Source organism: Pollutimonas sp. M17 (assembly GCF_025836975.1).
Taxonomy (GTDB): Bacteria; Pseudomonadota; Gammaproteobacteria; order Burkholderiales; family Burkholderiaceae_B.
Genome location: NZ_CP107548.1, coordinates 989867 through 1015628, shown reverse-complemented (window position 1 = coordinate 1015628; position 25762 = coordinate 989867). Strand labels below are relative to the sequence as shown.

22 protein-coding genes and 1 tRNA gene are annotated in these 25762 nt (G+C 63.0%); 11 read left to right on the top strand and 12 right to left on the bottom strand.

All coding sequences use genetic code 11. The annotated features are described in order from the left end of the window. The first annotated feature begins 44 nt into the window (after positions 1-44). From mutS to cysG, 5 genes are all read left to right on the top strand, one after another. A complete protein-coding gene (mutS, locus tag OEG81_RS04865; RefSeq protein WP_412034110.1) occupies positions 45-2666 on the top strand; it encodes a DNA mismatch repair protein MutS in 2622 nt (873 codons plus the stop codon). Next, positions 2663-3850 (top strand): cupin domain-containing protein, encoded by a 1188-nt coding sequence (locus OEG81_RS04860; protein ID WP_264131594.1) that lies wholly within the window; start codon positions 2663-2665, stop codon positions 3848-3850. Before mutS ends, OEG81_RS04860 begins: the two co-directional genes overlap by 4 nt. 157 nt (positions 3851-4007) lie before the next feature. Beyond that, positions 4008-5804 carry an assimilatory sulfite reductase (NADPH) flavoprotein subunit gene (locus tag OEG81_RS04855; protein WP_264131593.1) on the top strand — a complete coding sequence of 599 codons (1797 nt, stop codon included), beginning with the start codon at positions 4008-4010 and terminating at the stop codon, positions 5802-5804. Between the two features lie 12 nt (positions 5805-5816). Next, positions 5817-7517: an assimilatory sulfite reductase (NADPH) hemoprotein subunit gene (gene cysI / locus OEG81_RS04850; RefSeq protein ID WP_264131592.1), complete on the top strand. Its 1701-nt coding sequence runs from the start codon at positions 5817-5819 to the stop codon at positions 7515-7517. Between the two features lie 27 nt (positions 7518-7544). Beyond that, entirely contained in the window at positions 7545-8942 is a 1398-nt protein-coding gene (cysG, locus tag OEG81_RS04845) for a siroheme synthase CysG (protein WP_264131591.1), read from the top strand. A 69-nt stretch (positions 8943-9011) separates the two neighbouring features. Here the strand turns inward: cysG and bamC are convergent, their stop codons facing one another. The 4 genes from bamC to OEG81_RS04825 form a co-directional block, all read right to left on the bottom strand. After that, the gene (bamC, locus tag OEG81_RS04840) at positions 9012-10130 is read right to left on the bottom strand and encodes an outer membrane protein assembly factor BamC (RefSeq protein ID WP_412034109.1); all 1119 of its coding nucleotides are present in this window, start codon (positions 10128-10130) and stop codon (positions 9012-9014) included. A gap of 15 nt (positions 10131-10145) precedes the next feature. Continuing rightward, positions 10146-11051 carry a 4-hydroxy-tetrahydrodipicolinate synthase gene (gene dapA, locus OEG81_RS04835; RefSeq protein WP_264131590.1) on the bottom strand — a complete coding sequence of 302 codons (906 nt, stop codon included), beginning with the start codon at positions 11049-11051 and terminating at the stop codon, positions 10146-10148. An 88-nt stretch (positions 11052-11139) separates the two neighbouring features. Further along, positions 11140-11790 (bottom strand): site-2 protease family protein, encoded by a 651-nt coding sequence (locus OEG81_RS04830; protein ID WP_264131589.1) that lies wholly within the window; start codon positions 11788-11790, stop codon positions 11140-11142. A 77-nt stretch (positions 11791-11867) separates the two neighbouring features. Beyond that, the gene (locus OEG81_RS04825) at positions 11868-12494 is read right to left on the bottom strand and encodes an L-threonylcarbamoyladenylate synthase (protein ID WP_264131588.1); all 627 of its coding nucleotides are present in this window, start codon (positions 12492-12494) and stop codon (positions 11868-11870) included. 99 nt (positions 12495-12593) lie between these two features. On the opposite strand from OEG81_RS04825, the gene OEG81_RS04820 reads away from it, so the two are divergent. Next, a complete protein-coding gene (locus tag OEG81_RS04820) occupies positions 12594-13442 on the top strand; it encodes a neutral zinc metallopeptidase (protein WP_264131587.1) in 849 nt (282 codons plus the stop codon). A gap of 10 nt (positions 13443-13452) precedes the next feature. Here OEG81_RS04820 and OEG81_RS04815 read toward each other — a convergent pair whose 3' ends face one another. Continuing rightward, positions 13453-13827: a hypothetical protein gene (locus tag OEG81_RS04815; protein WP_264131586.1), complete on the bottom strand. Its 375-nt coding sequence runs from the start codon at positions 13825-13827 to the stop codon at positions 13453-13455. 306 nt (positions 13828-14133) lie between these two features. Between OEG81_RS04815 and OEG81_RS04810 the strand changes: the two genes are divergently transcribed. The 5 genes from OEG81_RS04810 to OEG81_RS04790 all read left to right on the top strand — a co-directional run bounded on the left by OEG81_RS04810 (position 14134) and on the right by OEG81_RS04790 (position 18039). Continuing rightward, a tRNA-His gene (locus OEG81_RS04810) sits at positions 14134-14209 on the top strand. 366 nt (positions 14210-14575) lie between these two features. After that, positions 14576-15076, top strand: coding sequence for a ferritin-like domain-containing protein (locus tag OEG81_RS04805; protein WP_412034108.1), 501 nt, complete (start codon positions 14576-14578; stop codon positions 15074-15076). A gap of 40 nt (positions 15077-15116) precedes the next feature. Beyond that, the gene (locus tag OEG81_RS04800; protein ID WP_264131584.1) at positions 15117-16208 is read left to right on the top strand and encodes an FUSC family protein; all 1092 of its coding nucleotides are present in this window, start codon (positions 15117-15119) and stop codon (positions 16206-16208) included. Between the two features lie 48 nt (positions 16209-16256). After that, the gene (locus OEG81_RS04795; RefSeq protein WP_264131583.1) at positions 16257-16466 is read left to right on the top strand and encodes a hypothetical protein; all 210 of its coding nucleotides are present in this window, start codon (positions 16257-16259) and stop codon (positions 16464-16466) included. 118 nt (positions 16467-16584) lie between these two features. Then, a complete protein-coding gene (locus tag OEG81_RS04790; RefSeq protein WP_264131582.1) occupies positions 16585-18039 on the top strand; it encodes a phospholipase D-like domain-containing protein in 1455 nt (484 codons plus the stop codon). Positions 18040-18052: 13 nt separating this feature from the next. Here the strand turns inward: OEG81_RS04790 and OEG81_RS04785 are convergent, their stop codons facing one another. From OEG81_RS04785 to OEG81_RS04755, 7 genes are all read right to left on the bottom strand, one after another. Further along, positions 18053-19024: a Bug family tripartite tricarboxylate transporter substrate binding protein gene (locus OEG81_RS04785; RefSeq protein WP_264131581.1), complete on the bottom strand. Its 972-nt coding sequence runs from the start codon at positions 19022-19024 to the stop codon at positions 18053-18055. 142 nt (positions 19025-19166) lie between these two features. Further along, positions 19167-20483 carry a TRAP transporter large permease gene (locus OEG81_RS04780; RefSeq protein ID WP_264131580.1) on the bottom strand — a complete coding sequence of 439 codons (1317 nt, stop codon included), beginning with the start codon at positions 20481-20483 and terminating at the stop codon, positions 19167-19169. Then, complete coding sequence (locus OEG81_RS04775; protein ID WP_264131579.1) at positions 20480-20968, bottom strand: TRAP transporter small permease subunit; 489 nt, start codon at positions 20966-20968, stop codon at positions 20480-20482. Before OEG81_RS04775 ends, OEG81_RS04780 begins: the two co-directional genes overlap by 4 nt. Before the next feature lie 89 nt (positions 20969-21057). Then, on the bottom strand, positions 21058-22050 hold the full coding sequence (gene dctP / locus OEG81_RS04770) for a TRAP transporter substrate-binding protein DctP (protein ID WP_264131578.1): 993 nt from the start codon (positions 22048-22050) through the stop codon (positions 21058-21060). An 84-nt stretch (positions 22051-22134) separates the two neighbouring features. Beyond that, the gene (locus OEG81_RS04765) at positions 22135-23667 is read right to left on the bottom strand and encodes a malonate--CoA ligase (protein WP_264131577.1); all 1533 of its coding nucleotides are present in this window, start codon (positions 23665-23667) and stop codon (positions 22135-22137) included. 1 nt (position 23668) lies between these two features. Further along, positions 23669-24472 carry an enoyl-CoA hydratase/isomerase family protein gene (locus tag OEG81_RS04760; protein WP_412034107.1) on the bottom strand — a complete coding sequence of 268 codons (804 nt, stop codon included), beginning with the start codon at positions 24470-24472 and terminating at the stop codon, positions 23669-23671. Beyond that, positions 24463-25761, bottom strand: coding sequence for a malonyl-CoA decarboxylase (locus OEG81_RS04755; protein ID WP_264131575.1), 1299 nt, complete (start codon positions 25759-25761; stop codon positions 24463-24465). Before OEG81_RS04755 ends, OEG81_RS04760 begins: the two co-directional genes overlap by 10 nt. Position 25762 lies beyond the last annotated feature (1 nt).

Genomic DNA, 25762 nt, shown 5'->3' with positions numbered 1-25762 from the left:
CTTCCATATAAATATCAAGATACTTACCGAAATTCTGGCAAACAATGAGCAGTAGTGTAAAAGTAGAAAACCACACCCCGATGATGCAGCAGTATTTGCGCCTCAAGGCCGAGGCTGGCTCGCATCTGTTGTTCTACCGCATGGGGGATTTCTATGAAATGTTCTATGGCGACGCCGAGCGCGGAGCGCGCCTGCTCAATCTCACGCTGACCAAGCGCGGCACGTCCAACGGCGCGCCCATTCCCATGGCCGGCGTCCCCTTCCATGCCATGGAAGGCTATTTGGCCCGGCTTGTGGCGCTGGGCGAATCGGTGGCGATCTGCGAGCAGATCGGCGATCCGGCCGCCAGCAAGGGGCCCGTCGAGCGCCAGATCGTCCGCATCGTCACGCCCGGCACGCTGACCGACGAAGCCCTGCTGCCCACCAAGGCCGACCGCATGATCGCCGCCGTCTGGACGGCCCGCGCGAACCGGGCGGAACGCACCGGGCTGGCCTGGATGAATCTGGCCAATGGCGAGTTCAGGGTGTCCGAATGCGCACCCGGCATGCTGGATACAGAGCTGCATCGCATAGGCCCGGCCGAACTGGTGTGCGCGGAAGGCGCCCGCCTGGAGACCAATGGCGGAATGGCCGTAAGCGCCATCCCCGACTGGCACTTCGAGGCCGATGGCGCGCGCGACGTTCTGCAGCGGCATTTCGCCGTCGATTCCCTGGCCAGCTTCGGCGTGGCGGATCTGCCCGTGGCCCTATGCGCCGCCGGCGCCCTCCTGCGCTACGTAAGCCGCACCCAGGCCCAGGCGCTGTCCCATATACAAACCCTGCGTGCGGATCATGCCGGCGAGTATGTGGTGCTGGATCCGGTCACCCGCAAGAACCTGGAACTGACGGAGACCATCAGCGGAGAAGAAAGCCCCACCCTGTTTTCCACGCTGGACCATTGCGCAACGCCCATGGGCAGCCGCATGCTGCGGCGCTGGCTGCACCATCCGCTGCAAGACAATCCGCCCGCGCTGGAACGGCAGCAGGTCATTGCCGCCTTCCTGACGGCTCCGCCGGCCCGGGATGCGCTGGACGCGCAAGCGCCTCTGGATGCCTTGCGCCGGATGCTGGACCGCTATCCCGATCTGGAGCGCATCGCCACACGCATCGCCTTGCGCTCGGTACGCCCGCGCGAGCTGGCCAGCCTGCGCGAGGCGCTGGGCCTGCTGCCCGCCGTCGCCGGGCATCTTGAAACGGCCTTCGGCGCGCAGCCGCGGCTCGCCGCATTCGTGCGCAGCATAGCCATCCCCCCCGAAATCGGCGCGCTGCTGCAAAAGGCCATCGACCCCGAGCCCGCGCTGCTCGTGCGCGAGGGCGGCGTGATCGCCGCCGGCTACGATGCCGAACTGGACGAACTGCGCCGGCTGGCAAGCGACAGCGGCGAATTCCTGCTCGAGCTGGAAGCGCGCGAACGCGAACGCACCGGCATCACGACCCTGCGGGTGGAGTTCAATCGCGTGCATGGCTTCTACATCGAGGTGTCAAAGGCGCAAGCCGACAAGGTGCCCACCGATTATCGGCGCCGCCAGACCCTGAAAAATGCCGAGCGCTACATCACGCCGGAACTCAAGACTTGGGAAGACAAGGTGCTGTCGGCCAAGGACCGCAGCCTGAGCCGGGAAAAATGGCTGTTCGAGAACCTGCTGGACGCGCTGTCGGCCCATGCCCCCGTCCTGTCGCAATGCGCCGCGGCACTGGCCGAGATCGATGCGTTGGCCGCGCTGGCGGAACATGCGCAATCGAACGACTGGACCGCTCCCGAGCTTTCGGAGGGCAGCGAGATCGTCATCGAGGCCGGACGGCACCCCGTGGTCGAGCACAGCATCGAGCAATTCACGCCCAACGATTGCGAGTTGAGTCCTCAGTGCCGCATGCTGCTCATCACGGGCCCCAATATGGGCGGCAAGTCCACCTATATGCGGCAGATCGCGCTGATCGCCCTGCTGGCCAGAATGGGCAGCTTCGTGCCGGCGCGCAAGGCGCGCATCGGCCGGATAGACCGCATCTTTACCCGCATCGGCGCGGCCGACGACCTGGCCGGCGGGCGCTCCACCTTCATGATGGAAATGACCGAAGCCGCGGCCATCCTGTCGGCCAGCACGCCGCAAAGCCTGGTGCTGATGGATGAGATCGGCCGGGGTACCTCGACCTATGACGGACTGGCGCTGGCCTGGTCGATCGCGCACAGGCTGCTGACGCACAACCAGGCCCTCACGCTGTTCGCCACCCATTATTTCGAGATCACCCGCCTGCCTTCCGAGGCGGCGAACGCGGCCAATGTGCACCTGGCGGCCGCCGAATCCTCGGCGGGCATCGTCTTCCTGCACGAGGTCAGGTCCGGCCCCGCGAGCCGCAGCTATGGCATACAAGTGGCGCAGCGCGCCGGCATACCGCCCGCGGTCATCCGCCATGCCAGCCGCGAACTGTCGCGCCTGGAGGCGCAGGGCGCGCCCACGCCGCAGCTGGACCTGTTCAGCGCGGGCGCCGGGGCCGATGAGGCCGGCGGCCATGACGCCGATGGAGGCGCCAGCACGCTGAAATCGGCGCTGGAAGCCATCGACCCCGATCAACTCAGTCCGCGCGAAGCGCTGGACATCCTGTACCGGCTGCGCAACGAACATTTATGAACATAGATCGGAAACTGGAGCTTCTGGGCGGACTGACCCCACAGGAGTTCATGCGCGATTACTGGCAGCGCAAGCCCCTGCTCATACGGCAGGCCATCCCCGGCTTCAAGCCCTCATTGTCCATCGCCGACATCCGCAAGCTGGTCAGGCGCGAGGAAGTCGAATCGCGCCTGATCTGGCGCGACGAACAGGGCTGGAACATGAAGAACGGCCCGTTTTCCCGCCTGCCGCCGGCCAGCCGGCCGAGCTGGACCTTGCTGGCGCAAAGCGTGGACCTGCACGACGACGCGACGGCGGCATTGATGCACCGCTTCCGCTTCATCTCGGATGCGCGGCTGGATGACGCCATGATCAGTATCGCCACGGACGGCGGCGGCGTGGGACCGCACTTCGACAGCTACGACGTCTTCCTGCTGCAGGCCCATGGCAAGCGGCGCTGGCGCATCAGCCTGCAGGACGACCTGTCCCTGGAGCCCGGTTTGCCTTTGAAGATCCTCAAGCACTTCCGGCCCGAACAGGAATTCCTGCTGGAACCCGGCGACATGCTGTATCTGCCGCCGCATGCGGCCCACGACGGCGTGGCCGAAGGCGATTGCATGACCATCTCCATAGGCTTTCGCGCGCCGACGCTGGCCACGCTGGCTTGCGGCATGCTGGAGGCGGCCAACGACCAGATCATGGCCAACCTGGGCGATACGGGCGGACTCTACGCCAATCCCGTCATCCGGGGTCCGGTGCTGTCGGCCACGTACAAGGATGCCGGCACGCCGGCCACAGACCATCCCGCCGAGCTTCCACAGTCCCTGGTCGATGCCTCGGTCAAGGCCATGGAGAAAATAAAATTCAACGAAGCCCTGGCCGAACGCTTTCTTGGCCAGTGGCTGACCGAGCCGCCCTCCAGTGCCTATTTCGAGCCGGGCGATGAGCGCCTCGATCTGGGCGAAGGAATGCCGGCCGGCGGCAGGCTGGTGCTGGATCGCTGCACGCGCCTGATGTACCGCGGACGGCAGTTGTTCATCAACGGCGAAGTGGCTGCCACGCCCGCGACGGCGGCGCTGCGGCATCTGGCCGACACTCGCGAGCTTCCATGCAGCCATGCGCTGGCCCGCAAGCTGAGTGGCGCTGAACGGGACATGCTGACCGAATGGCTGCACGAGGGCTGGCTGCATCACGGCGCGGGTTAAGGCTGCGAGCCTGCCGGACGGCTGGGCTCACATGCATAAAAGCATATAAATACCGGTGCGAATAAACTTATAAGCGATATAGAAATAATAATCTTGTCGTTCGCGCGCGGTGGCTTGCTCCCTAGAATGGTGATGAACTTATTACCATGAGCACGCCATGCTGGCCCCGTCTTACCTTCCCGAATCCAAGCACACCCTTATCACCGAACTGGCTGACGGCCTGGAATCCAATGCGCTGAGCTGGCTGTCCGGCTACTTTGCCGGCGTTGCCCAGGGCAAGCTGGCGGGCCGCGCCGCGCCGCCGCCCGTCGCCGCAGTGGCCGGCGTGAATGCCGCCAAACAATTGACCATTGTGTACGGAAGCCAGACCGGCAATGCCAAGCGCGTGGCCGAATCGCTGGCCGAGCGGGCGGGCGGCCTGGACCTGAACGTCCGGCTGCTGCGCGCCGACCGCTATGCCACGCGCGAACTCAAGGACGAGCAGTTGCTGTACATCGTCATGAGCACCCAGGGCGATGGGGAACCGCCCGACGACTCCCTGGCTTTCGTCGAATTCCTGTCCAGCCGCCGCGCGCCCAAGCTGCCGCAGCTGAAATACGCCGTGCTGGGCCTGGGCGATTCTAGCTATCCCATGTTCTGCGGCATCGCGCAAACCCTGGATGCCCGCCTGGCGGAACTGGGCGCCGAGCGCCTGCACGAGGTCGGCACCGCCGACCTGGACATCGAAACCGTGGCCCTGCCCTGGCAAGACGCCGCCATCGCCCAGGCCCAGAAGGTCCTGAAGCAGGCAGGCACGCCACCCACAGCCAGCATCACGCCGCTGCATCCCAAGGCATCCAGGGCAAGCCGCGAGCAGCCCTTCCTGGCCGAGCTGCTGCTGAACCAGCCCATCACGGGCCGGGGCAGCGACAAAGACGTGCGCCACCTGGAAATATCCCTGGAAGGCAGCCAATTGAGCTACCAGCCCGGCGATGCCCTGGGCGTATGGCCCACCCAGTCCGAGGTTCTGGTCGATGCGGTCATTTCCCGTCTGGGCCTGGACGCCGACGAAGACATCGAGATCAATCAAGTCTCGCGCAGTTTGAAGGAGTGGCTGGGCCGGCATCGCGAACTGACGCAATTGACCAGGCCTTTCCTGACGGCGCATGCGGAGCTTTCAGGCAGCGAACAGCTCAAGGCCCTGCTGCTGCCCGAATCGATCGATCAATTGAAGGGCTATCTGGAAAGCCGCCAGCTTCTCGACCTGCTGGACGAGTTCCCCGCGAAATGGGCCGCCCGCAACCTGGTCCAGGCGCTGCGCCCGCTGACCCCGCGCATGTACTCCATCGCGTCCAGCCAATCCGCCGTGGACCAGGAAGTACACCTTACCCTGGCCAATGTGGCCTACGAGTACGAGGGCGAGGCCCGCTGGGGGGCGGCATCGAATTTCCTGGCCCGGCTTGCCGAGGGCGAGAAGCTGCCCATCTTCATCGAGGAAAACCAGCGCTTCCGCCTTCCCGCCGACAATTCGCGCGATGTGATCATGATAGGACCGGGCACCGGCGTGGCGCCCTTCCGCGCCTTCGTCCAGGAGCGCGCCGCCGCCGGCGCGGACGGCCGCAACTGGCTGTTCTTCGGGAACCCGCACTTTTCCTCCGACTTCCTGTATCAGACCGAATGGCAACGCGCGCTTCAGGATGGCGACCTGCACCGCCTGGATCTGGCCTTCTCGCGCGATCAGAGACACAAAGTCTATGTGCAGGACAAACTGCTGGAGCGCGCCGGCGACCTGTACAGCTGGATCCAGGGCGGCGCCCATGTCTACGTGTGCGGGGACGCCACCCGCATGGCCCGGGACGTTCACCAGGCGCTGCTGCAGATCGCCCAACGGGAAGGCGGCCTGGACGATGCCCAGGCCAAGGCATGGCTGGACGAACTGGCCGCGCAAGGCCGATACGCACGCGACGTTTACTAAATCAGGATAGCAATGAGCAACACCCTTTCGCATCTGGAGCAGATCAAGGCCGACAGCCGGCACCTGCGCGGCACCATCGAAGAAGGCCTCGCGGACCCGGTCACGGGCGCGATCAGCGACGACGACAACAAGCTGCTGAAATTCCACGGCAGCTACCAACAGGACGACCGCGACATCCGCGACGAGCGGCGCAAGCAGAAGCTGGAACCGGCCTATGCCTTCATGATACGGGCGCGCCTGCCCGGCGGCGTCGTCACGCCGGCCCAGTGGCTGGCCTTCGACGATATCGCGCGCAACTATGCCGGACGCGGCCTGCGCATCACCACCCGCCAGACCTTCCAGTGGCACGGCATCATCAAGCGCGATCTGAAGCCGACCATGCAGGCCATCCACCATGCCATGGCCACCACCATCGCCGCCTGCGGCGACGTGAACCGCCAGGTGGTCAGCTCGGTCAATCCGCATCTTTCCAGCCAGCATCGCATCGTGCAGGAATGGACGCAAAAACTGTCCGACCATTTCATTCCGCGCACGCGGGCCTATCACGAGATATGGCTGGACGGCGAGAAGATCACCGACGAGCCCGAAGAAGAGCCCATCTACGGCGACACCTACCTGCCGCGCAAGTTCAAGATCGGGGTGGCCATCCCCCCCACCAACGACATCGATGTTTTCGCGCAAGACCTCGGGCTGATCGCCATCATCGAAGACGGCCGCCTGCTGGGCTTCAATGTCGCCATAGGCGGCGGCATGGGCGCGACCCATGGCGACGAGACCACCTATGCGCGCCTGGGCAGCCTGATCGGCTTCGTGCCGCCCGAACAGCTCATCCAGGTCGCCGAGGGCGTGGTGACCTTGCAGCGCGACTACGGCAACCGCGTCGAGCGCCAGCATGCGCGCCTCAAGTACACCATCGACCACCGGGGACTGGACTGGTTCAAGGCACAGCTGGAAGAGCGCATCGGGTTCACGCTACAAGCGACGCGCCCTTATCGTTTCGACCTGAACGGCGACAGCTACGGGTGGAAGGAAGGCGAAGACGGGAAGTGGCACCTGGGCCTGTACATCGAGTCGGGCCGGCTCTGGGACACGGGCGACAAGCAGCTGCAAACGGGCGTGCGCGAAATCGCCAAGGTGCTGAAAGGCGAGTTCCGCATGACCTGCAATCAGAACCTGCTGATCGCCAATGTCGCCGCCAAAGACCGCGGCAAGATCGACAAGCTGGTTGAACAGTACGGCCTGGACGGCTACAAGCGGCAAAGCGGCATCCGCCGCCACAGCATCGCCTGTGTGGCCTTGCCCACTTGCGGCCTGGCCATGGCCGAAAGCGAGCGCTATGCCCCGGTCCTGCTGCCCAAGCTGGAAGCCCTGCTGGACAAGCACGGCCTGATCGACGCGCCCATCCTGCTGCGTCTGTCCGGCTGCCCGAACGGCTGTTCGCGCCCCTATCTGGCCGAGATCGCGCTGGTGGGGCGGGCCCTGGGCCGATACGATCTGCGGCTGGGTGCTGATTTCACGGGCGAACGCCTCAATATTCCCTACCGCGAGAACATCGCCGAACCCGAAATACTCGATACGCTGGACGGCCTGTTCGGCGCCTATGCGAAGAATCGCCAGGACGGCGAGAAATTCGGCGACTTCCTCCTGCGTAGCGGGGTCATCCCCGCGCCGTCGCAGAAACTGATACCTATCGTTCTGGACACGGTGGTATAAAACAATCCCGACACCACGGCGCTGCCAATGAGATTATTCCCCCTGTTCGCCGACCTCCAGGCACGGCTCGTTCTTGTCGTGGGCGGCGGCGCCGTCGCCGAACGCAAGGTCAAAAGCCTCCTCGCCTCGGGCGCCCGGGTCCGGGTCGGCGCGCTGGAGGCCGGGGATGCGCTGCGGGAACTGGCCGGGCAAGGCAAGATCGAATTGCTGTCCGGCCCGTTCGACCCGGCCTGGCTGGATGACGCATGGCTGATCGTGGCCGCCACCGACGACCGCCAGCTGAACCGGCACATCGCCGGACTGGCCGGTGAGCGGAAGCGCTTCATCAATGTGGTCGACGACCCCGAGCTTTCCAGCTTCCAGGTTCCCTCCATCGTCGACCGCTCGCCCCTTACCATCGCGATTTCATCGGCAGGCAGCGCTCCCGTGCTGGCGCGCCGCGTGCGCGAACGCATCGAAAGCCTGTTCGACCATACACTGGGTTCGCTGGCCGCGCTGGCCGCGGGCTATCGCCAGGCCATACGCCAGGCGCGGCCCGACCTGCGCCGGCGCCGCGAGTTCTATGACTGGCTGCTCGACGGCCCTGTGGCCGACGCACTGCGCAAGCGCCGGCCATCGCAGGCGAAGCAGCTGCTGGAAGACGAATTACGTCAACCGCAAGCGGCCATCGCCGGCAAAGTCATCCTGGTCGGCGCCGGGCCCGGCGATCCCGGCCTGCTGACCCTGAAAGCCCTGCGCGCACTGAATGAAGCCGATGTCATTCTTTACGACCGGCTGGTGGATGCCGAAATACTGGAACTGGCGCGCCGCGATGCGGAGCAGATTCCGGTCGGAAAAATTCCCGGCGAGAATCACGACGCCACCCAGGCCCGCATCCACGAGCTCATGCTGACGCATGCCCGCCAGGGACAGCTGGTCGTCCGCCTCAAGGGAGGCGATGCCTTCGTGTTCGGACGGGGCGGCGAAGAACTGCAATTCCTGCGCGAACACGATGTGCCCTACGAGGTGGTGCCCGGCATCACGGCGGCCCTGGCATGCGCGGCCTACGCCGGCATTCCGCTGACCCATCGCGACCATGCCCAGTCGGTCCGCCTGATCACCGCGCACTGCCGTCAGGACACCTTCCTGGAGGATTGGCCCTCGCTGGCGCGCGACAAGCAGACCCTGGCGTTCTACATGGGGGTCAGCCAGCTTGACTGGCTGTCGGAACAACTGATGTCGCATGGGCGGTCGGGCGACACGCCCTTTGCCATGGTCGAGAACGGCACGCGCGCCAACCAGCGCGTACTGCAGGGCAGCCTGAAAGACCTGGCTGAACTGGCCCGCCGCCATGAAATGAAAGCGCCATCCTTGCTGCTGATCGGCGAGGTGGCCGCGTTAGGGCCTGCGCTGGAATGGTTTGGCGCCAGCATCCGGCAAGACTAGGGCCGCCATTGCGGCGGCCCCGTTCGATGCGTGCTGCCCACCGTTCAAGGGCGGGCAGCGTCCGCAGGCTTACTTCGCCTTCATGTGGGTCGACAACACCGTAATGATGCGCCTGGCGGTATCCGTGTTCTGAACCTGGCCATTCTGGTCCAGGACCGTGACAATGGAACCCGAACCTTGGCCGGCAACGTGAATGCGGTATGCCGCCGCTTCCGCCGTATTCTTCGAGCCGAACAGTCGTCCGATGAAATTCTGCTGCTCGATTTTCTCGCCGGTGTCGCTGTCCAGGTAGCGGATGAAGTAATCGCCCGCGGAACGATCGCGATCATCGACCGCAAAGCCCGCCGAGTCGATGGCCACGCCCACGCGGCGCCATGCCCGGTCGAAAGGTTCGGCCAGCGCGATGGCGGCCTGGCCGTCGGGCATCTGCGTGATCGAGGCCTGCTCCGAGTCCTTTTCAGCCTGCGCGACCATGTCGTGCGCTTTCTGGACATCGGTGCCCAGGAACACCATGAGGCGGGCCAGCATGGCGGCGTTCAGGCCCGGATCTTCCTTGCCGAATACCCATTTGAAGGTGGAGCCGTCCTGGGTGGGCGTTTCGACCATCTGCTGGTGGCTGATGTAGACCTCGGTCTTGCCATTGACGCGCTCGACGCGCGTACGGAAGCGCTCACGCTCGCCGCTGTCGAACACGGTGTCGATGATGGACCCCAGGGCGCTGCGGATCCAGCCTTCGGGAATCTTGGCGCGGTTTTCGGCCCAGTCGGTTTCCATCAGGCCGGCGCGCGGATCCTGGGAGTGAATGGTGAAGCCCTGTTCGCCCCAGAAATCGAGAATTTTCGGATAGACCTCTTCAGCCGGCTTGTCGACCACCAGCCAGCGCAAGTCGCCATCGCGCATGACCGATACGCCCTGGGCTTGCGGCAGTATGCGGTCGGCCGCCGTCCTGCCCTGCTGGGCCTGCTGGTTCTGGGCGTACTGGCTGAACGTGGCCGTGCCTTCCGGCGCGCGATAATGGGCGTCGGTGTTGGCCTGGGTCAGATCGGGTGGAATGCTGAGCGGGTCGCCGGCGACCGTGCTCTTGTAATCGACGGCTTCCTCGGTGCCCACCATCTGGTTCCAGGCGGAGCAACCGGACAGCAATAGCATGCCCATGCCCAGAGCCAGGCCGGCGCAGCGTTTGTTCATACGCATATTCATCATTTAGATTAAGCCCACTTCTTTTAGCGAATTGCGCACCAGAGCATGGTGCTGTTCGTGCAAGGAGGTTAAGGGTAAGCGATAGCCCAGTTTGGACAGGCCCATTTCAGCAACGGCCCATTTAACAGGAATCGGGTTGGATTCAACAAAAAGCACTTGGTTCAACGTCGCAAGACGGGCATTGAGCTTCCGCGTCAAGGGAACATCGCCGCCAATCGCCGCCATGCACATTTCGTGCATGAGGCGCGGAGCGACATTGGCCGTGACCGAAATGTTGCCGCGTCCGCCCAGCAGGATGAGGGCCGCGGCCGTGGCGTCGTCGCCGCTGAAGATCTGGAAGCCGGCCGGCGCGTCGCGCAGTAGCCTGGCGCCGCGGCCGATGTCGCCGGTGGCATCCTTGATGCCGGCGATGCCCGGAACCTGCGCCAGGCGCAGCACAGTGTCGTTCGACATGTCGGCGACCGTCCGGCCCGGCACGTTGTACAGAATGGAAGGCAGGTCGACGGCTTCGGCAATGGCCTTGAAGTGCTGGTAAAGGCCTTCCTGGGTGGGCTTGTTGTAGTAGGGAACGACCGAAAGGCCGGCCTGTGCCCCCACCGCCTTGGCATGCCGGGACAGCTCGATGGCTTCCTGGGTCGAGTTGCCGCCCACGCCCGCAATGACGGGCAAGCGCCCCGCCGCGTGTTCGACTGCCACCTTGATGATTTCCGCGTGCTCGTCCACGTCCACGGTCGGCGACTCGCCCGACGTGCCCACCACCACCAGGGCATCGGTTCCCTCGGCGGCGTGCCAGTCGATCAATTTTCGGAAACTGTCGAAATCCAGGCTGCCATCGGGATGCATGGGCGTGATAAGCGCCACCATGCTGCCCTGAAAGGTAGGAATCGCGGAATCCGTGCTTGTTGCCATGATGGGAATGATCTCCTCGAATTCACCCGGATGGTGAACGTGCCTAGACGTGAATTAACTCACAAGTTTACCGGATATGCGTCGAAAATCATAAGAACCAATTCACAATCGACTGGCCGAACGCCAGCAATGGTTGCAATACCACCCACAAAATACCGGTCAGCATCAAAATGATCAGGATCAGCAGGCCGTAGGGCTCGATCCGGGAGAACTGCCAGGCCATCCGGGAGGGCAGCAGGCTGAATACGATGCGGCCGCCATCCAGCGGCGGCAAGGGCACGAGGTTCAGCGCCATCAGGATAAGGTTCACCTGGATGCCGGCGATCGTCATCTGCACCCAGAAGTCGCCCTGGCTGGCGCCCGTCTCCGCCAGCAAACGCAGACCAATGGCCCAGATGATGGCCATGACCAGGTTGGATCCCGGGCCGGCCAGCGCCACCCACAACATGTCCTGCTTGGGCCGGCGCAAACGCCCCCAGTCGACCGGAACCGGCTTGGCCCAGCCGAAAAGCAGCCCTCCGCCGCCCATGAGCTTGGTGCTGAACAGAAGCACCAGCGGCACGATGATGGTGCCGACCAGATCGATATGGCGGATGGGATTGAGGCTGATGCGACCGGCCTGCCAGGCCGTGGGATCGCCGAACATCCGGGCCACATAGCCATGCGCCGCTTCATGCAGGGTGATGCCGAACAGCACGGGCAGGGCATAAACGGTAATGGTCTGTATCAACGAATCCATGGGGTTCCGCAAAGATGGGCAGCCGGAGGCAAGGGACGGCCTGTATGGCTAAGGCTGCCGAAAGGTGAAAAAGTTCTTTAGTCCAGGCCCAGGGCGGACAAATCGCCCTGCCCGCGACGAGTGATCTCGGGGCTGGGGCCGGTCAGGTCGATGACGGTGGTGGGAGCCAGGGGACAAGGACCGCCATCGATGACGGCGGCAAGCTGATTGGCGTAGCGATCGAAGATCGCCTGCGCATCGTTCATGGGCTCTTCTTCGCCTTCCGGTATCAAGGTGGTCGACATCAGGGGCGAGCCCGCGGCCTCGATCAGAGCCCGCGTCACCGGATGGTCGGGTACGCGTATGCCTATGGTCTTGCGCGATGGATGGGATACCCGGCGCGGCACTTCGCGCGTGGCCTCGAGGATAAAGGTCCACGGACCGGGTGTCGCCAATTTGAGGAAGCGGTACTGCTTGTTGTCGACACGCGCAAAATGGCCGATTTCGGCCAGATCGCGGCAAAGCAGCGTCAGGTGATGACGCTCGTCAAGGCCGCGCAGGCGCCGCAATGCGTCGGCCGAGGGCTTGTCGTCCAGGCGCGCCACCAGCGCGTAGCTGGAGTCGGTGGGCACTGCCACCAGGCCGCCGTCGGACAGCAACTGGCCCGCCTGCTTCATCAGGCGGGGTTGGGGATTCTGCGGATGAACAACAAAGAATTGTGCCATTAACGTATCCTAACATTCCTGGAGGGCGAGTTTAAATTCCAACGCGGCTACAGGCAATAAAATTAAGCCTTCCGAAGGCTAGATTGAAGGAAATTCCGCATGCGTCTGGATAACTCGCGCGAGAGCAGCAATATCGAAGACCGGCGTGGCCGGCGCATGAGAATGGGCGGCCGGGGAAAAATCGGCCTGGGCACCATTGTCCTGGCGCTGGTGGCCATGTATTTCGGCATAGACCCCGGCATCGTTCTTCAAAACGCCCCGCCCACCGCCGAGGACGCCACCTACGACGCGGAACCCTCGGCGACACCCGAGACCCGTTTCGTCTCCAAGGTGCTTGCGGATACCGAAGACGCCTGGGAGGCCATATTCCAGCAACAGGGCTGGGGCCGCTATCGGCAGCCCAAGCTGGTCCTGTTCAATGGCGCCACGCCCACAGCCTGCGGCACCGGCCAGTCCGCCATGGGGCCGTTCTACTGCCCCGGCGACAGCAAGATATACCTGGACCTGAGCTTCTTCAAGCAAATGGAGCAGCAATTGGATTCGCCGGGGGACTTCGCCCAGGCCTATGTCATTGCGCATGAAGTCGCGCATCACGTCCAGCATCTACGAGGCATCACCGACCAAGTGGACCAGGCCCGGCGCGGCGCCGGCGCAGCGGCGGCAAACCAATTGTCGGTGCGCGTCGAACTGCAAGCGGACTGCCTGGCCGGCGCGTGGGCCCGGCACTCCGACGCGCAGGGCAACACGCTGGAACCCGGCGACATCGAAGAGGCGCTGAACGCCGCCAGCGCCATTGGCGACGACCGCCTTCAACGGCGATCGCAGGGCTATGTGGTGCCCGATTCGTTCACGCACGGAAGCTCGGAACAACGCGTACGCTGGTTCACGCGCGGATTGAAGAGCGGCGACATCGCCCAATGCGATACCTTCGGCGCGGCGCCGCTCTGAATCGGCATGACTACTTCGCCGGGACCCCTGGGCCGGAATTCATGCCGGGATGGTTTTCTATGGGCGCCGGATAAACCGGCGTCCCGGACGGCTGGGCTCCCGGCGAATATGTGCCTGGCGACGAGGGCATGGTGGACGGCGGCGCGGACGGCGACGCGGGCATGGACGAAGGCGCCGATGTGCCCGCGGGCGAACCCGTGCCGGTCGAGCTGGCGGCCGAGCCCGCCGGGATCTCGGTTTCCTTGATGGTCAGTGTCGGCTTGATGTCTATCTGCTGGGCCTTGAGCCATGCCCTATGGGCGGCATCGTCATCGTGCGCCTGGGCGGCCGCAAAGGGCGCGGCCAGCAAGGCGGTCAACAGCAGCTTTTTATGCAATGTTTTCATGATAGCCAGCTCCTTGGAAAGATTGCTGAACATTCATCGTAGGGCAAACCCGACGCGCCGTGACCGCTCAAACGTTTCAAGCCGTCACAGCAGTCATAGCGGATTCCCCGGCTCGCCGACAGGTCACGTCCCCGTCTGCGCGCAGGGCGCGCGAGCGAATGAAACATGGAGTTTCAGTTTTTCGCCTCGTGCCTTATACGCGCAAGCCTTATTTTCCCGTTCATGCTAGAATCCCGTTTCTCTTCACGACGCATGCGTTCAGTTAAACAGTGATATACTTTTTAGTTGACGTTTGCTGTCTCGGTGGTGACCGTAGCTCAGTTGGTAGAGTCCCGGATTGTGATTCCGGTTGTCGTGGGTTCGAGCCCCATCGGTCACCCCAATATTTCTTTTTTCAATGCCTTACGGCTAGCCCCGCTTTGCCGTAGAACAAAAACCAGAACACCATTGAAACGGCCTCGCCAAGTGCGGGGCTTTTTTGCGTCGGAGCATGCCGCGCGGAGTCGCAATGCCATCTTCGCGCGCATCTCCCCGTTCCCGCACAGCCACAACGCAGCCCGCGGTCGATTCATACCTGACGCCACTGCCGCCCTTCCCTGCCAGCCATATGCCTGGTCCGGGAGACAGGCATATGGCTTGCTGCCATGGCCCCGACGGCTGGCGGAGCATCGGCCAGTCCGTTTCAGCGCCGCCGCCGGCAGGCGCAATGTGATTCATGCACATGGACGAGGACACTATGACTACCCAAATGAAAGACAATTTGCTGGACTGGCTGCGCGACGCTCACGCAATGGAAGAGCAAGCCGAGAAAATGCTGACCACGACGGCCGAGCGGCTGGAGAACTATCCCGAACTTCGACGCCGCATCGAACAGCATATCGAGGAGACCCGGCGCCAGGCGCAATCGGTGCGGGGATGCATTGAACGCCTTGGCGGCGACACCTCGGCAATCAAGGACGCCACAGCCAAGATGATGGCCATGGCCCAGGGAATGAGCGGCATGTTTGTTTCGGACGAGGTCGTCAAGGCCAGCCTGGCAAGCTATACCTTCGAGCATATGGAGATCGCCAGCTACCGGGCCCTGATCGCCGCCGCGGAGGCCTGCGGCGACATGGAAACCAGGCGGGTTTGCGAGCAAATCCTGGTGGAGGAAGAAGCGATGGCGAACTGGCTGGCCGACCACCTGTCGAAGACGGTGCAGGAGTTCCTGGTCCGCGACGAAACCGCCGGCACAACGGCAAAGCATTGAGGGGAATTGAACGACACCACCCGCCGCCCGATGATAGGCGATGAAGGCGCCCGCACTGAAGTGGATACGCAAGCACCTCCAGACCGATGAGGTCCGAATACCCATACAGACGGCCTCCGCGGTATTCCTGGCGTATTTCGCCACCAGCTTCTTCATGGAGGTCGAGGATGTGTCGTGGGGGGTGTTTTCGGCGCTGTTCGTCGTTCAGGCCAGCATAGGCGGGACCATAGGCGCCGCATTGGGCCGCATCGCGGGCGCCGCCCTTGGCGCGGTCATTGCCGTTGCGCTGGTCATGCTGCTGGGAACCGAAGGCTGGGATACCCTCATCGCCCTGCTGGCCGGCGTCGGCATCATGAGCTTCCTGGCCGCGAAATGGCCGGTGCTGGCCTACGGGCTGGTCACCGTCGCCATTATCGCCGTGGCGCCCGACTTTTATATCGTGGAAGGCGCGCTGAAAAAGGTGCTGGCCATCGCCATCGGTTCCAGCTGCGGAATGGTGGCCGCCTTTGCCGTATTCCCCGTTCTTGCCAGGCGCACCGAGCAGGAGCATCTGGCCACGGCCCTGCGCAACTGTGGCGATTACGTGCTGGAATGCACGACATGTCTGGTCAGGGACAAGCGGGACAAGGACAGGAAGGCCCAGAACGCCATACAGCGATCCATCGAGCAGGCCCGCCTCATGGCGCGCGAGGCCCGCATAGAAGAAAAGACTCCCGCCATGGGCCTCAGTCCGTTTTCCCAGGCATTGCTTCCCGAAATCGAGCGTTTCGCCTATACCCTTACCCTGGTGGATCGTTTCAGCGACAAGCCGATTTCGGACATGCGCGACGACGACAAGAAAGCGCTCCTTGAGCTCGCCGGCACGGTCAGGAACTGCCTGGAGGAAATCGCCGACGCGGTCGAAGCCGGGAAACCGTGCCAGGAGATTGACGACGTGGAAAAGGTTTACCGGGCATTTGAAGAACAAGTGGACGCGTCCATCAAGCATGGCGGCTTTCCCGTCGAAGACGAAGAGCATATGGTTTCGATAAAAAGCGCGTATGGTTCCGTCCTGTCCAATCTGGCGGAACTGGCCCGTCAGGCGCGGGGGCGCCCGCATCCCGCCGGGCCCGGCCAGCCACAAAAACCATGATCGCCATGCTATAACGCTTGCCATGTACGCCAAGCGCGGGGGAGCACTATGAAGCTGGACTGGACGCATGCGCCGCAAGGCTGGAATTGGGCCGCACAAGACGAAGACGGCCGCTGGTTCTGGTACGGCGTAAAGCCCGTGCCGGGCATAGGCGGCGGGGTATGGCGCGCGCCTTCGCGAGCACAGGCTTTCGCCCGCCAGGACGATCCCAACCCCCTATGGCATGAAACGCTGCTGGAGCGTCCGGCACAGCCCTGACCATCCGCTTTTTTCCAGTTCTATATACTTGGCGCAGGCTAGCTTTTGCATTTTCACAGAGGGCTGCATGAACCGCAGCCCGCTTCCGATTGCAATGAAAAACCGTTAAGGCATCAATATGGCTTCGTTGGAATATGTGGTTTCGGAATACTGGCCGCATCTGGCGTTTCTACTGAGTCTGGCCGTCGGCGGAACCGCCGCCGTCCATGCCGCCATGACCAAGAACGATGTTCGCGCCGCCATAGGCTGGGTGGGCGTCATCCTGATGTCGCCCCTGGTGGGCCCCTTCTTTTATCTGATTGCCGGCATCAACCGGATACGCCGCGATCACATCACCGACCAGCGCAATAAAAGCCTGAAGGATTACGCGGCCATCCCCGAGCCGCCTGTTGCCGACGTCGGCGCCCTCTTCGGCGAGCAGTTCACATCGCTGCATGTGCTGGGGGACCGCGTCAGCCATTTTCCCTTGCGCGATGGCAACCATATACAGATGCTGGTCGGCGGCGACCAGACCTACCCCGAAATGATAGCCACCATCGACCAGGCCACCCGGTCCATTGCCCTGCAAACCTATATTTTCGATAACGACAGCGAAGGGCGGAAAATCGTCCAGGCGCTTGCGCGCGCCCATGAACGCGGGGTCCAGGTGCGCGTCCTGATCGATGCTGTCGGGTCGAAGTATTCCCGCCCGCCCATCATCAGGCTGTTGCGCAAGCTTGGCATCCCCTCGGCCTTGTTCATGACCAATCCCCTTGGGATGCGCATGCCCTACGCCAACCTGCGCAGCCACCGCAAGATACTCGTCATAGACGGACGCTGCGCCTTTACGGGAGGCATGAATATACGCGAAGGGTTCGTTACCGCCGTGGCGGGCGGCAACACGGCAAGCGATACCCACTTCCGCGTGGAAGGCCCGGTGGTCCTGCAATTGATCTCGGTCTTTGCGCACGACTGGGAATTCACGACCAAGGAAAGCCTGCCTTATGAAACCTGGTGCTGCACGGCCTGGGATCCGCCCCAGCCGACCATGCCCGCGCGCTGCATACGCTCGGGTCCCGATCGCTATATCGTTGGAACGCACAACATGCTGCTGGGCGCCTTTGCCGTGGCCCAGAAGCACATACGCATACAGTCGCCCTACTTCCTGCCCGACCAGATACTCCTGGGCGCCATCAACACGGCGGCCCGGCGAGGCATCACGGTGGACATCGTCATCCCGGGACGCAACAACCTGCGCCTGGTGAACTACGCCATGACCGCCCAGCTGGACCAGGTGATACGCAATGGCTGCCGGGTATGGCGCGCCCATGGGAATTTCAACCATTCCAAGCTGATCACCATAGACGGAGCCTGGTCCTACGTGGGTTCGTCCAATATGGATCCGCGCAGCTTGCGGTTGAATTTCGAGCTTGACATGGAAGTCTACAGCCAAGATCTGGCAAGCCGGATCGAAGGGCTTATCGACAGTGAAATACAGAATTCCGAAGCGGTCACACTGCAAGGGCTGGCCGCCATTCCCTTTCGCAAGCGTCTGCGCAACAGGGTGATATGGCTGGCCAGCCCTTATTTGTGAAACGCCGCCAGGCTTACTGAGGCTGGACCTTTGCCTGCTTGGCCACATCGCCCCAGCGAACGATCTCGCTGTCGACGAACTTGCCGAAAGCCTCGCCCGTCATGTTGGGCGTGGCCGAGCCGTTGCTGTTCCAAAGCTCTTTCACCTTGGGAGCATTCAGCGCCTTGACCAGTTCTTCGGACATCTTCTTGACGATGTCCGCAGGCGTGCCCGCCGGCGCCCACATGGCATACCATGTGGACACTTCATAGTCGGGCACTCCGGCTTCGGCCGCCGTCGGAACGTCGGGGAAGGACGGCGAGCGCTGGGCCGCCGCCACCGCCAGGGGACGTATGGAACCCGCGCGGATATGCGATGCCGACGATCCCAGCCCGTCGAACGCCACATCGACCTGGCCCGTGATGAGGCCGGTCAGCATGGGGCCCGCGCCCTGGTAGGGGACGTGCGTCAGTTCGATGCCGTTTTTCAGCGCGAACAATTCACCCGCCAGATGGTGGGTGCTTCCCACGCCGGCCGAACCGAAGTTGATCTGGCCGGGATTGGCCTTGGCCTTCTCAAGCAGCTCCTTCACGCTTTTGACGGGAAGCTTGGTGGGATTCACCACGATGATCTGGGGCGGCTGGGCCAGCAGAGCAACGGGCACGAAATCCTTCTGGATGTCGTAGTTCAGCTTCTTGTAGATGGACGGCGCCACGGCATGGTGCGCCCCGCCCATGAAGAAGGTATAGCCGTCGGCCGGTGCGCGCGCAGCCACGCCGGCACCCAGCGTGCCGCCCGCGCCGCCCTTGTTGTCGACCACCACGCTTTGCTTCAGCTGCTGGCCAAGCTGATGGGCCAAAGGCCGGGCGAAGGTGTCGGTGCCGCCGCCGGCGGGGAACGGAACGATGATGGTGATGGATCGGTCGGGCCATGCAGCCTGGGCGGCGCCGGACACTGCCAATGCGGACAGGGCCACGGTGGCAGCCAGAACAAAACGCTTCTTCATGAAATCTCCTCTTGGATTCTTATATAAAAACTAAAGTGCGATCATTCGCATAAAGCACTCCGCATTCTCTGTGCGGAGCGTGTTGCATACTACTGGAGAAAACACCTATCGCCAGCATAAAAGCTGCTTTCGCAGCGTAAAACTAAACAGCCGGACCCATCACGTACTCGGGCAGCGATGTGACGATCTGGGGAAACAGGCACAACACGACGATGGCCAGCAGCATCACCAGCACGTAGGGCAACGCCCCCCAAAGAATCTCCCGGGTCGGGACGTCGGGCGCAATGGAATTCAGCACAAAGAGGTTCAAGCCCACCGGCGGGGTAATGAGGCCTATCTCCATATTGATGGTCAGCACCACGGCGAACCAGTACGGATCAAAACCGGCCTGGGTGATAATGGGGAAAAGCAGTGGCGCCGACATGACGATAATCGCAACCGGCGGCAGGAACATTCCCGATACCAGCAGAAACAGATTGATCAGGCCCATCAGCGCCCATCGATTGATCTGCAATTCGGCGATCGCGGCGGCCAATGACTGCGTAATGTAAAGCGAGGACAAGGCGAACGCGAACAGCTCAGCCGAGGCCATGATCATCATGATCATGACGCTTTCGCGCATGGCGGAGCCGAAGATGCCCACGAACGGCCTGATCTTGAACAGGCGATACACCACGATGACCACCAGCAGGGTCAGCATGGCGCCCGCGCCGGCCGCCTCCGACGGGGTCGCCACCCCGCCATACAGCACGAACAGCATGCCCAGGATGATCAGCAGCAGCGGCAGTACGCGCGGCAGGGTCGCCAGCTTCTCCTTCAAGGTATAGTGCAGCGCCACGGACTGGAAACGGAATCCCTTCCTGCGGGCATCGATCAATGCCCAGACCATGAACATGGCGGTCAGCATCAGGCCTGGGAGGACGCCTGCCAGGAACAGCCGCCCGATAGAGGTCTGCGTCGATATCCCATACACGATCATGGTGACCGAAGGCGGTATCAATATGCCCAGGGTGCCGCCCGCCGCGATGGAGCCCGTAGCCACCGAACTGGGGTAGCCGCGCTTGAGCATCTCGGGTATGCCCATCTTGCCGATGGCCGCGCAAGTTGCGGGACTGGACCCCGTCATGCCCGAAAAAATAGCGCAGGCGCCGATATTCGACAGCACCAGCCCGCCCGGCACCTTGTACAGCCAGCGATCCAGCGACTTGTATAAATCGCCCCCCGCCGGCGTTCCGGCCACGATCGCGCCCATCAACACAAACATGGGTATGGCAACGTAAGCCAGATTGGCAATGCCCGCAAACATCGTTTCGGCAATCACATAGATGACGTCCGGCCCCATATCCAGAAACAGGCCGGCGATGGCCGCCAGACCCAGCGCAAACGCGATCGGCATGCCGGTGCCCAGCAACAGGCACAGCCCCACGACCAGCGCAATCCCCGCCTGGGTCGGGCTCATGATGGCTCTCCGGACAGTTTGACGATCTCGGCAATGTATTGCAGGCTGAGCAGGACGAAGCCGGCCAGCATGGGCGAAAGCGGCATCCACAATGGAACAGCCGCAACGCTGGGCGTGGTCCATCCGCCCTCCAGCGCTTCATACAGGTGGATGCCCGTGGCAACCGCCATGACCAGGCAGAACAGGATACCGAAAATCGCCCCCGCGCGGTCCATGGCCAGGCGGGTGCGCGGCTTGACTACCAGCTGTATGAAATCGACGCCGACATGCCCCTTGGTCTGCAAGACATAGGGGGCTCCGAGGAAGATCGCCGCGGTCGCGCTGAACACCACCGCTTCGGTTTGCCAGATCGTGGCGGCGCGGAAGATATAGCGCAGGAAGATCATTTCGCACACCACAAGCATGGAAAAAATCAGCAGCAAGCCTGACAGCAATCCGCATAGGCGCGACAGGGTTTCAACGAAACGGATAAATCGTCCAGTCATGTGACATCCTTTTCTTTACGATAAAGCAGCCCGGCTGGGCGGGACGGCACGCAAAACCACCCCCGGCCCGGCCGGCTGCGCTCAGGACATCACTGGACCGCCAGCGCCTTTTTCAATAACTCATCGCCGCCTTTCACCTTCTCGGCAAACTGCTTGTAAGACGAAGCCTGGGCCACCTTCATCCAGGCATCGAAATCCTCCTTGCTCATGCTGACGACCTTGACGCCAGCATTGGTGAAGGTATCGATCATTTTCTTCTCGCCTTTGCGCGCCTCGCCGGTAAAGTAATCTTCGGCTTTCTTGGCCGCGGACATGATCGCCTTTTGCTGCTCGGGCTTCAGTCTGTCGAATACTTTCTTCGACATGATCACGGGTTCATACATGAACCAAAGCGCATTTTCGCCCGGAGCGGTCAGGCATTTGACCTGTTCGTAGATGCGGTAGGACACGAAGCTGTCGTTGGAGGTATTGGTCGCATCCAGGACACCGGTTTGCATGGCCGTATAGATCTCGGAGGACGGCATGGATGAAATAGACGCGCCCGCCGCCGCCAGCATTTGCTCGAACGCGGGACCGGCGGCGCGTATTACCTGTCCTTTGATGGTATCGGGGCTGGTGATGCATTGCTTCTTGGAGGCAAAGCCGCCCGCGAGCCACGCATCGGCAATTACCACCGCACCGCTTTTCTCTACCAGCGCCTTGATGTCCTTCATGAAATCGGACTTGTTCAAACGCTGCGCATGGTCGTAGTTGCGCACCAGCCCGGGCATGAGCGTGGCTGAAAACTGCGGGACGCGGCCCGAGGCGTAGTCCAGGGGAAACGCCGACATATCCAATTGGCCGCGCGTAATCGCGCCCCACTGCTCTGTGGCCTTGTACAAGGACGAGGACGGAAACACCTGGATCTTCAGCCCCACGTTGGCGGCCTCGACCTCGCGAGCGATGATCTGCACCATCTCGTCCCGGGGATCTCCCTGCCCGCCTGGAAACTGATGGGATGCCCTCAGGGTGGTCTGGGCCGCCGCCGTGCCGGCAGCGGCCAGGATTGCGGCTCCCACCGCGATGCGATATAGGCTCTTCATAGTTTTGTCTCCTGAAATTTTAATAAGGACTACTTTCTATGCGAACTGCCTTGCTGCGCGTAACTATTTACCGCTGTCTTCTAACTACAGGTTCTTGTATTGCTCTCTCAATACGTTCTTCTGAACCTTGCCCATCGTGTTGCGCGGCAATTCGGCCGCCACGACGATCCGCTTCGGAACCTTGAAATTCGCCAGGCAGGCTTTCAGGCCCGCCAGCATTGCCTCAGGGTCGATCTTGCACCCTTGCTTCTCCACCACGACCGCCACCACCGCCTCGCCGAAATCAGGGTGCGGCACGCCGATGACCGCCGACTCGTCAACGCCGGGCTGCTCATCGATGACCAATTCGATCTCTTTGGGATAAACGTTGAACCCGCCCGAGATGATCAAGTCCTTGCTGCGGCCGACGATGGTCAGGTAGTTGTCCGGCACATTGGCCCCGCCCCACTGCCCCACGTCGCCGGTGCGGAACCAGCCATCCGCGGTGAATTCCTCGCGGGTTTTCTCGGGCATGCGCCAATAGCCCGAAAACACATTGGGGCCGCGCACCTGGACATTGCCGATTTCGCCAGCGGGCAGCGCGGCGCCCGCCTCGTCGACCACGCGCACCGACACGCCCGGCAGGGGCTGGCCCACGGTGCCGCCCAGGCGCTCGCCCAGGGCGGCGTCGTAGGGGTTGGAGGTCAGCATGATGGTTTCGCTCATGCCGTAGCGTTCGAGTATGGTCTGGCCGGTGCGTTCGCGGAACTCGGTGAAGGTTTCGGTCAGCAAGGGGGCGGAGCCCGAAATGAACAGGCGCATGTTGCGCGTGACCTCGCGGGTGAACCGGGCATCGGCCAGCAGGCGCACGTAATAGGTGGGCACGCCCATCATCACCGTGCTTTGCGGCAGGTAATGCAGGGCCTGGTCCACATTGAACTTGGGCAGCCAGATCATTTTGGCACCGGCCAGCAAAGCGCCATGCGAGGCCACGAAAAGACCATGCACATGGAAGATGGGCAGCATGTGCAGCAGCACATCGTCGGGACGCCAGCCCCAGAACTCCTTCAGGACCTGGGCGTTCGACGACAGGTTGCGGTGCGACAGCATGGCGCCCTTGCTGCGGCCCGTCGTGCCCGAGGTGTACAGAATGGCGGCCAGGTCATCCGGCTGGCTGACGACCGTGTCGAACTGACTGCCCTGGCTGGCGGCGGCCACCGCCAGGCTGCCACTGCCATCGGCATCCAGCGTATACACATTGGCGATGTCGGTTTTCCGGGCCAGGGCTTCTATCCACTCCAGATTCTTGCTGTCGCACACCACCACGGCCGGTTCGGCGTCGGTCAGGAAATACTCAACTTCCGCGGAGCGATATGCGGTATTCAGCGGCAAGTACACCAATCCGGCCCGCACAGTGGCCAGATACAGCATCAAGGCGGTGGGCGACTTCTCCACCTGCACGGCAACGCGGGCGCCGGAGGGTAGAGCCAGGGCTTGCAGCAACGATGCCAGGCGGGCGCTCATTTCTTCGATATCGTTCCAGCTATAAGCCTGGTCCGGCGTTTCAATGGCGGCCTGCGAACGATCCGGCGGGAAGCCCGATGCGAGCAAGGCGTACAGATTAGCGTTGCTTTCCAAATCAATCTCCTGAGAATACCGGCTCCTGGCCAGCCAAAAATGCTCTTATACCCTCGTGGTGGTCACGCGTCTGGGCATAACTGAAAAGCTCGTCGAGCTCGGATTCGCTGAGCGGCTCGGGCACGGAACACAGCCTTGCAGCCGTCTTCTTGTTGATGCGGGCGGCCAGCGGGGCGCCCGCAGCGATACGCCGCGCCGTGCGCAAGACATCGCCGGCCACGTCGGCATCGGGAAGCACGCGGGTGAGCAAACCCTTGGCCATCGCTTCGGCGGCCGGAAACACACGCCCTTCCAGCAGTATTTCCAGTGTGGCCGCTCGCCCGGCCAGCGCCAGCAGGCCGCGCATTTCCTCGGGGGCCATGGGAAAACCCAGCTTGTTGATCGGCACGCCGAAGCGGGAGGACTCGCCGGCAATGCGCAGGTCGCACTGGCTGGCGATTTCAAGGCCGCCGCCGACGCAGACTCCCTCGATCTGCGCGAGCACCGGGTGCATGCAATCGGCGATGGCGTGGAGCGCCGGAGCAATGACCCGCATGTGGTAGTTGACGACACCGTTCCGGTCGGCACGTTCACGCGGAAATTCACTGATGTCGGCGCCCGCCGCAAAATTACCCTGCTCACCGCGCAGCACCGCGCAGCGCAAATCCGTATTGGCGCCTATCTCGGTGAATATCCGCTGAAGCTCGCGCCACATGGACACACTGATGGCGTTCAGGCGGCCCGGATGGCTTAGGGTGACGAAGGCGATCGCTCCGTCGTAATCGAGCAGCACGCGCCCGGTTTCGGAGTGTCCCGTCATAGCCATCGCAAAGTCATCCCCGTCTTGGGCTTGCCGGCGGCCAGTTGCGCCAGATTGTCGTCAAGCTGATCCAGCTCATACAAATAGTTGGTCATGATGCCGCAGGACTGCGCCATGCCCTTGGGCGAAAGATCGGCGGCCCAGTTCACCCTTTCGATGCGTGCCCCGTTGCCCAGGTGAAAGCGCGCCACCGGATCCAGCGGCTGGCCGTTCTTCATGCTTTTCAGGTAATGCGCGGCCAGGCGCAAGCCCGTGCGCTGAATGGCGTCGGGCGCCTTGCCCGCGGCGGCGGCCTGAAGACGCTCGACCCACTTCTGCCCGGCCGACGGGTCGTCCTGCGCCTGTTGCTTGTCGGCCTTGTCGTGCAGCAAGGCCTGCATGGCCTGCCCGTCCTGCTTGGCCAGCCAGTCGGCGAAGCCCGGTATGGGCGACAGGGTGGCAAAGGACTTCAGCTTCGGCAGCTCGCTCAGCAGCTCATCGATGACCCGCTTGAGCAGGAAGTTGCCGAAACTGATGCCGCGCAAACCCGGCTGGGTGTTGGAGATGGAATAGAAGATCGCCCAGCGCGCCTTGGATGGATCGCCGGCGGGAACCTGGGGATCCAGCAGAACCTGGACGTTGTCGGCCATTTGAGCGGCGAATGCCACTTCCACGAAAATGAGCGGTACGTCGTTCATGCGCGGGTGGAAGAAGGCATAGCAGCGGCGCTGGTCCGCGACGCGGTGGCGCAGCTCTTCCCACGAACGGATTTCATGCACCGCCTCGTACTGGATGAGTTTTTCAAGCAGCGATGCGGGGGAGTCCCAATTGATCGGCCGCAATTCCAGCATGCCCACATCGAACCAGCTCGACAGCAGGCCTTCGAGTTCGCGCTCCAGCACGCCCAGGCCCGCCACCTGGTTGCGCCAGCGCAGGATGTCGGCGCGCAGCTCCACCAGCAGTTTCAGGCTGTCGGCCTGCGCATACAGGCGCCGGAAAAGCCGCAAGCCCTGATCGCCCCGGGGCTCCAGGCTGGCGCTGGCCTGCGCCAGGCCGGCCAGCAGCACGCGGCGCTCGGTGGAGTCGGCCTGGTCATAGCGCAGGCTCCATTGCTTGGCGAGCTTGTTGGCCGCCACGTCGGTCAGGCGCGCACTGAACAGCGCAAGGGTATCGGACGGCGTCGGCCAGCGATCGCGCTCCAGCCAGCGTCCAAGCCGGGCCATGATGCCCTGTGCTTCCTTCTCTTTGACCGTCGGCGCGGGCGCCTCGGCGTCCGGCTTGTTTCTTACCGCAAGAGGGGTCTCGGTGGCTGTCATG

Excerpts from the sequence above, each read along its gene's own strand:
- mutS (WP_412034110.1), top strand. The coding sequence starts at position 45 with ATGAGCAGTAGTGTAAAAGTAGAAAACCACACCCCGATGATGCAGCAG.
- OEG81_RS04860 (WP_264131594.1), top strand. The coding sequence starts at position 2,663 with ATGAACATAGATCGGAAACTGGAGCTTCTGGGCGGACTGACCCCACAG.
- OEG81_RS04855 (WP_264131593.1), top strand. The coding sequence starts at position 4,008 with ATGCTGGCCCCGTCTTACCTTCCCGAATCCAAGCACACCCTTATCACC.
- cysI (WP_264131592.1), top strand. The coding sequence starts at position 5,817 with ATGAGCAACACCCTTTCGCATCTGGAGCAGATCAAGGCCGACAGCCGG.
- cysG (WP_264131591.1), top strand. The coding sequence starts at position 7,545 with ATGAGATTATTCCCCCTGTTCGCCGACCTCCAGGCACGGCTCGTTCTT.
- bamC (WP_412034109.1), bottom strand. The coding sequence starts at position 10,130 with ATGAACAAACGCTGCGCCGGCCTGGCTCTGGGCATGGGCATGCTATTG.
- dapA (WP_264131590.1), bottom strand. The coding sequence starts at position 11,051 with ATGGCAACAAGCACGGATTCCGCGATTCCTACCTTTCAGGGCAGCATG.
- OEG81_RS04830 (WP_264131589.1), bottom strand. The coding sequence starts at position 11,790 with ATGGATTCGTTGATACAGACCATTACCGTTTATGCCCTGCCCGTGCTG.
- OEG81_RS04825 (WP_264131588.1), bottom strand. The coding sequence starts at position 12,494 with ATGGCACAATTCTTTGTTGTTCATCCGCAGAATCCCCAACCCCGCCTG.
- OEG81_RS04820 (WP_264131587.1), top strand. The coding sequence starts at position 12,594 with ATGCGTCTGGATAACTCGCGCGAGAGCAGCAATATCGAAGACCGGCGT.
- OEG81_RS04815 (WP_264131586.1), bottom strand. The coding sequence starts at position 13,827 with ATGAAAACATTGCATAAAAAGCTGCTGTTGACCGCCTTGCTGGCCGCG.
- OEG81_RS04805 (WP_412034108.1), top strand. The coding sequence starts at position 14,576 with ATGAAAGACAATTTGCTGGACTGGCTGCGCGACGCTCACGCAATGGAA.
- OEG81_RS04800 (WP_264131584.1), top strand. The coding sequence starts at position 15,117 with ATGAAGGCGCCCGCACTGAAGTGGATACGCAAGCACCTCCAGACCGAT.
- OEG81_RS04795 (WP_264131583.1), top strand. The coding sequence starts at position 16,257 with ATGAAGCTGGACTGGACGCATGCGCCGCAAGGCTGGAATTGGGCCGCA.
- OEG81_RS04790 (WP_264131582.1), top strand. The coding sequence starts at position 16,585 with ATGGCTTCGTTGGAATATGTGGTTTCGGAATACTGGCCGCATCTGGCG.
- OEG81_RS04785 (WP_264131581.1), bottom strand. The coding sequence starts at position 19,024 with ATGAAGAAGCGTTTTGTTCTGGCTGCCACCGTGGCCCTGTCCGCATTG.
- OEG81_RS04780 (WP_264131580.1), bottom strand. The coding sequence starts at position 20,483 with ATGAGCCCGACCCAGGCGGGGATTGCGCTGGTCGTGGGGCTGTGCCTG.
- OEG81_RS04775 (WP_264131579.1), bottom strand. The coding sequence starts at position 20,968 with ATGACTGGACGATTTATCCGTTTCGTTGAAACCCTGTCGCGCCTATGC.
- dctP (WP_264131578.1), bottom strand. The coding sequence starts at position 22,050 with ATGAAGAGCCTATATCGCATCGCGGTGGGAGCCGCAATCCTGGCCGCT.
- OEG81_RS04760 (WP_412034107.1), bottom strand. The coding sequence starts at position 24,472 with ATGGCTATGACGGGACACTCCGAAACCGGGCGCGTGCTGCTCGATTAC.
- OEG81_RS04755 (WP_264131575.1), bottom strand. The coding sequence starts at position 25,761 with ATGACAGCCACCGAGACCCCTCTTGCGGTAAGAAACAAGCCGGACGCC.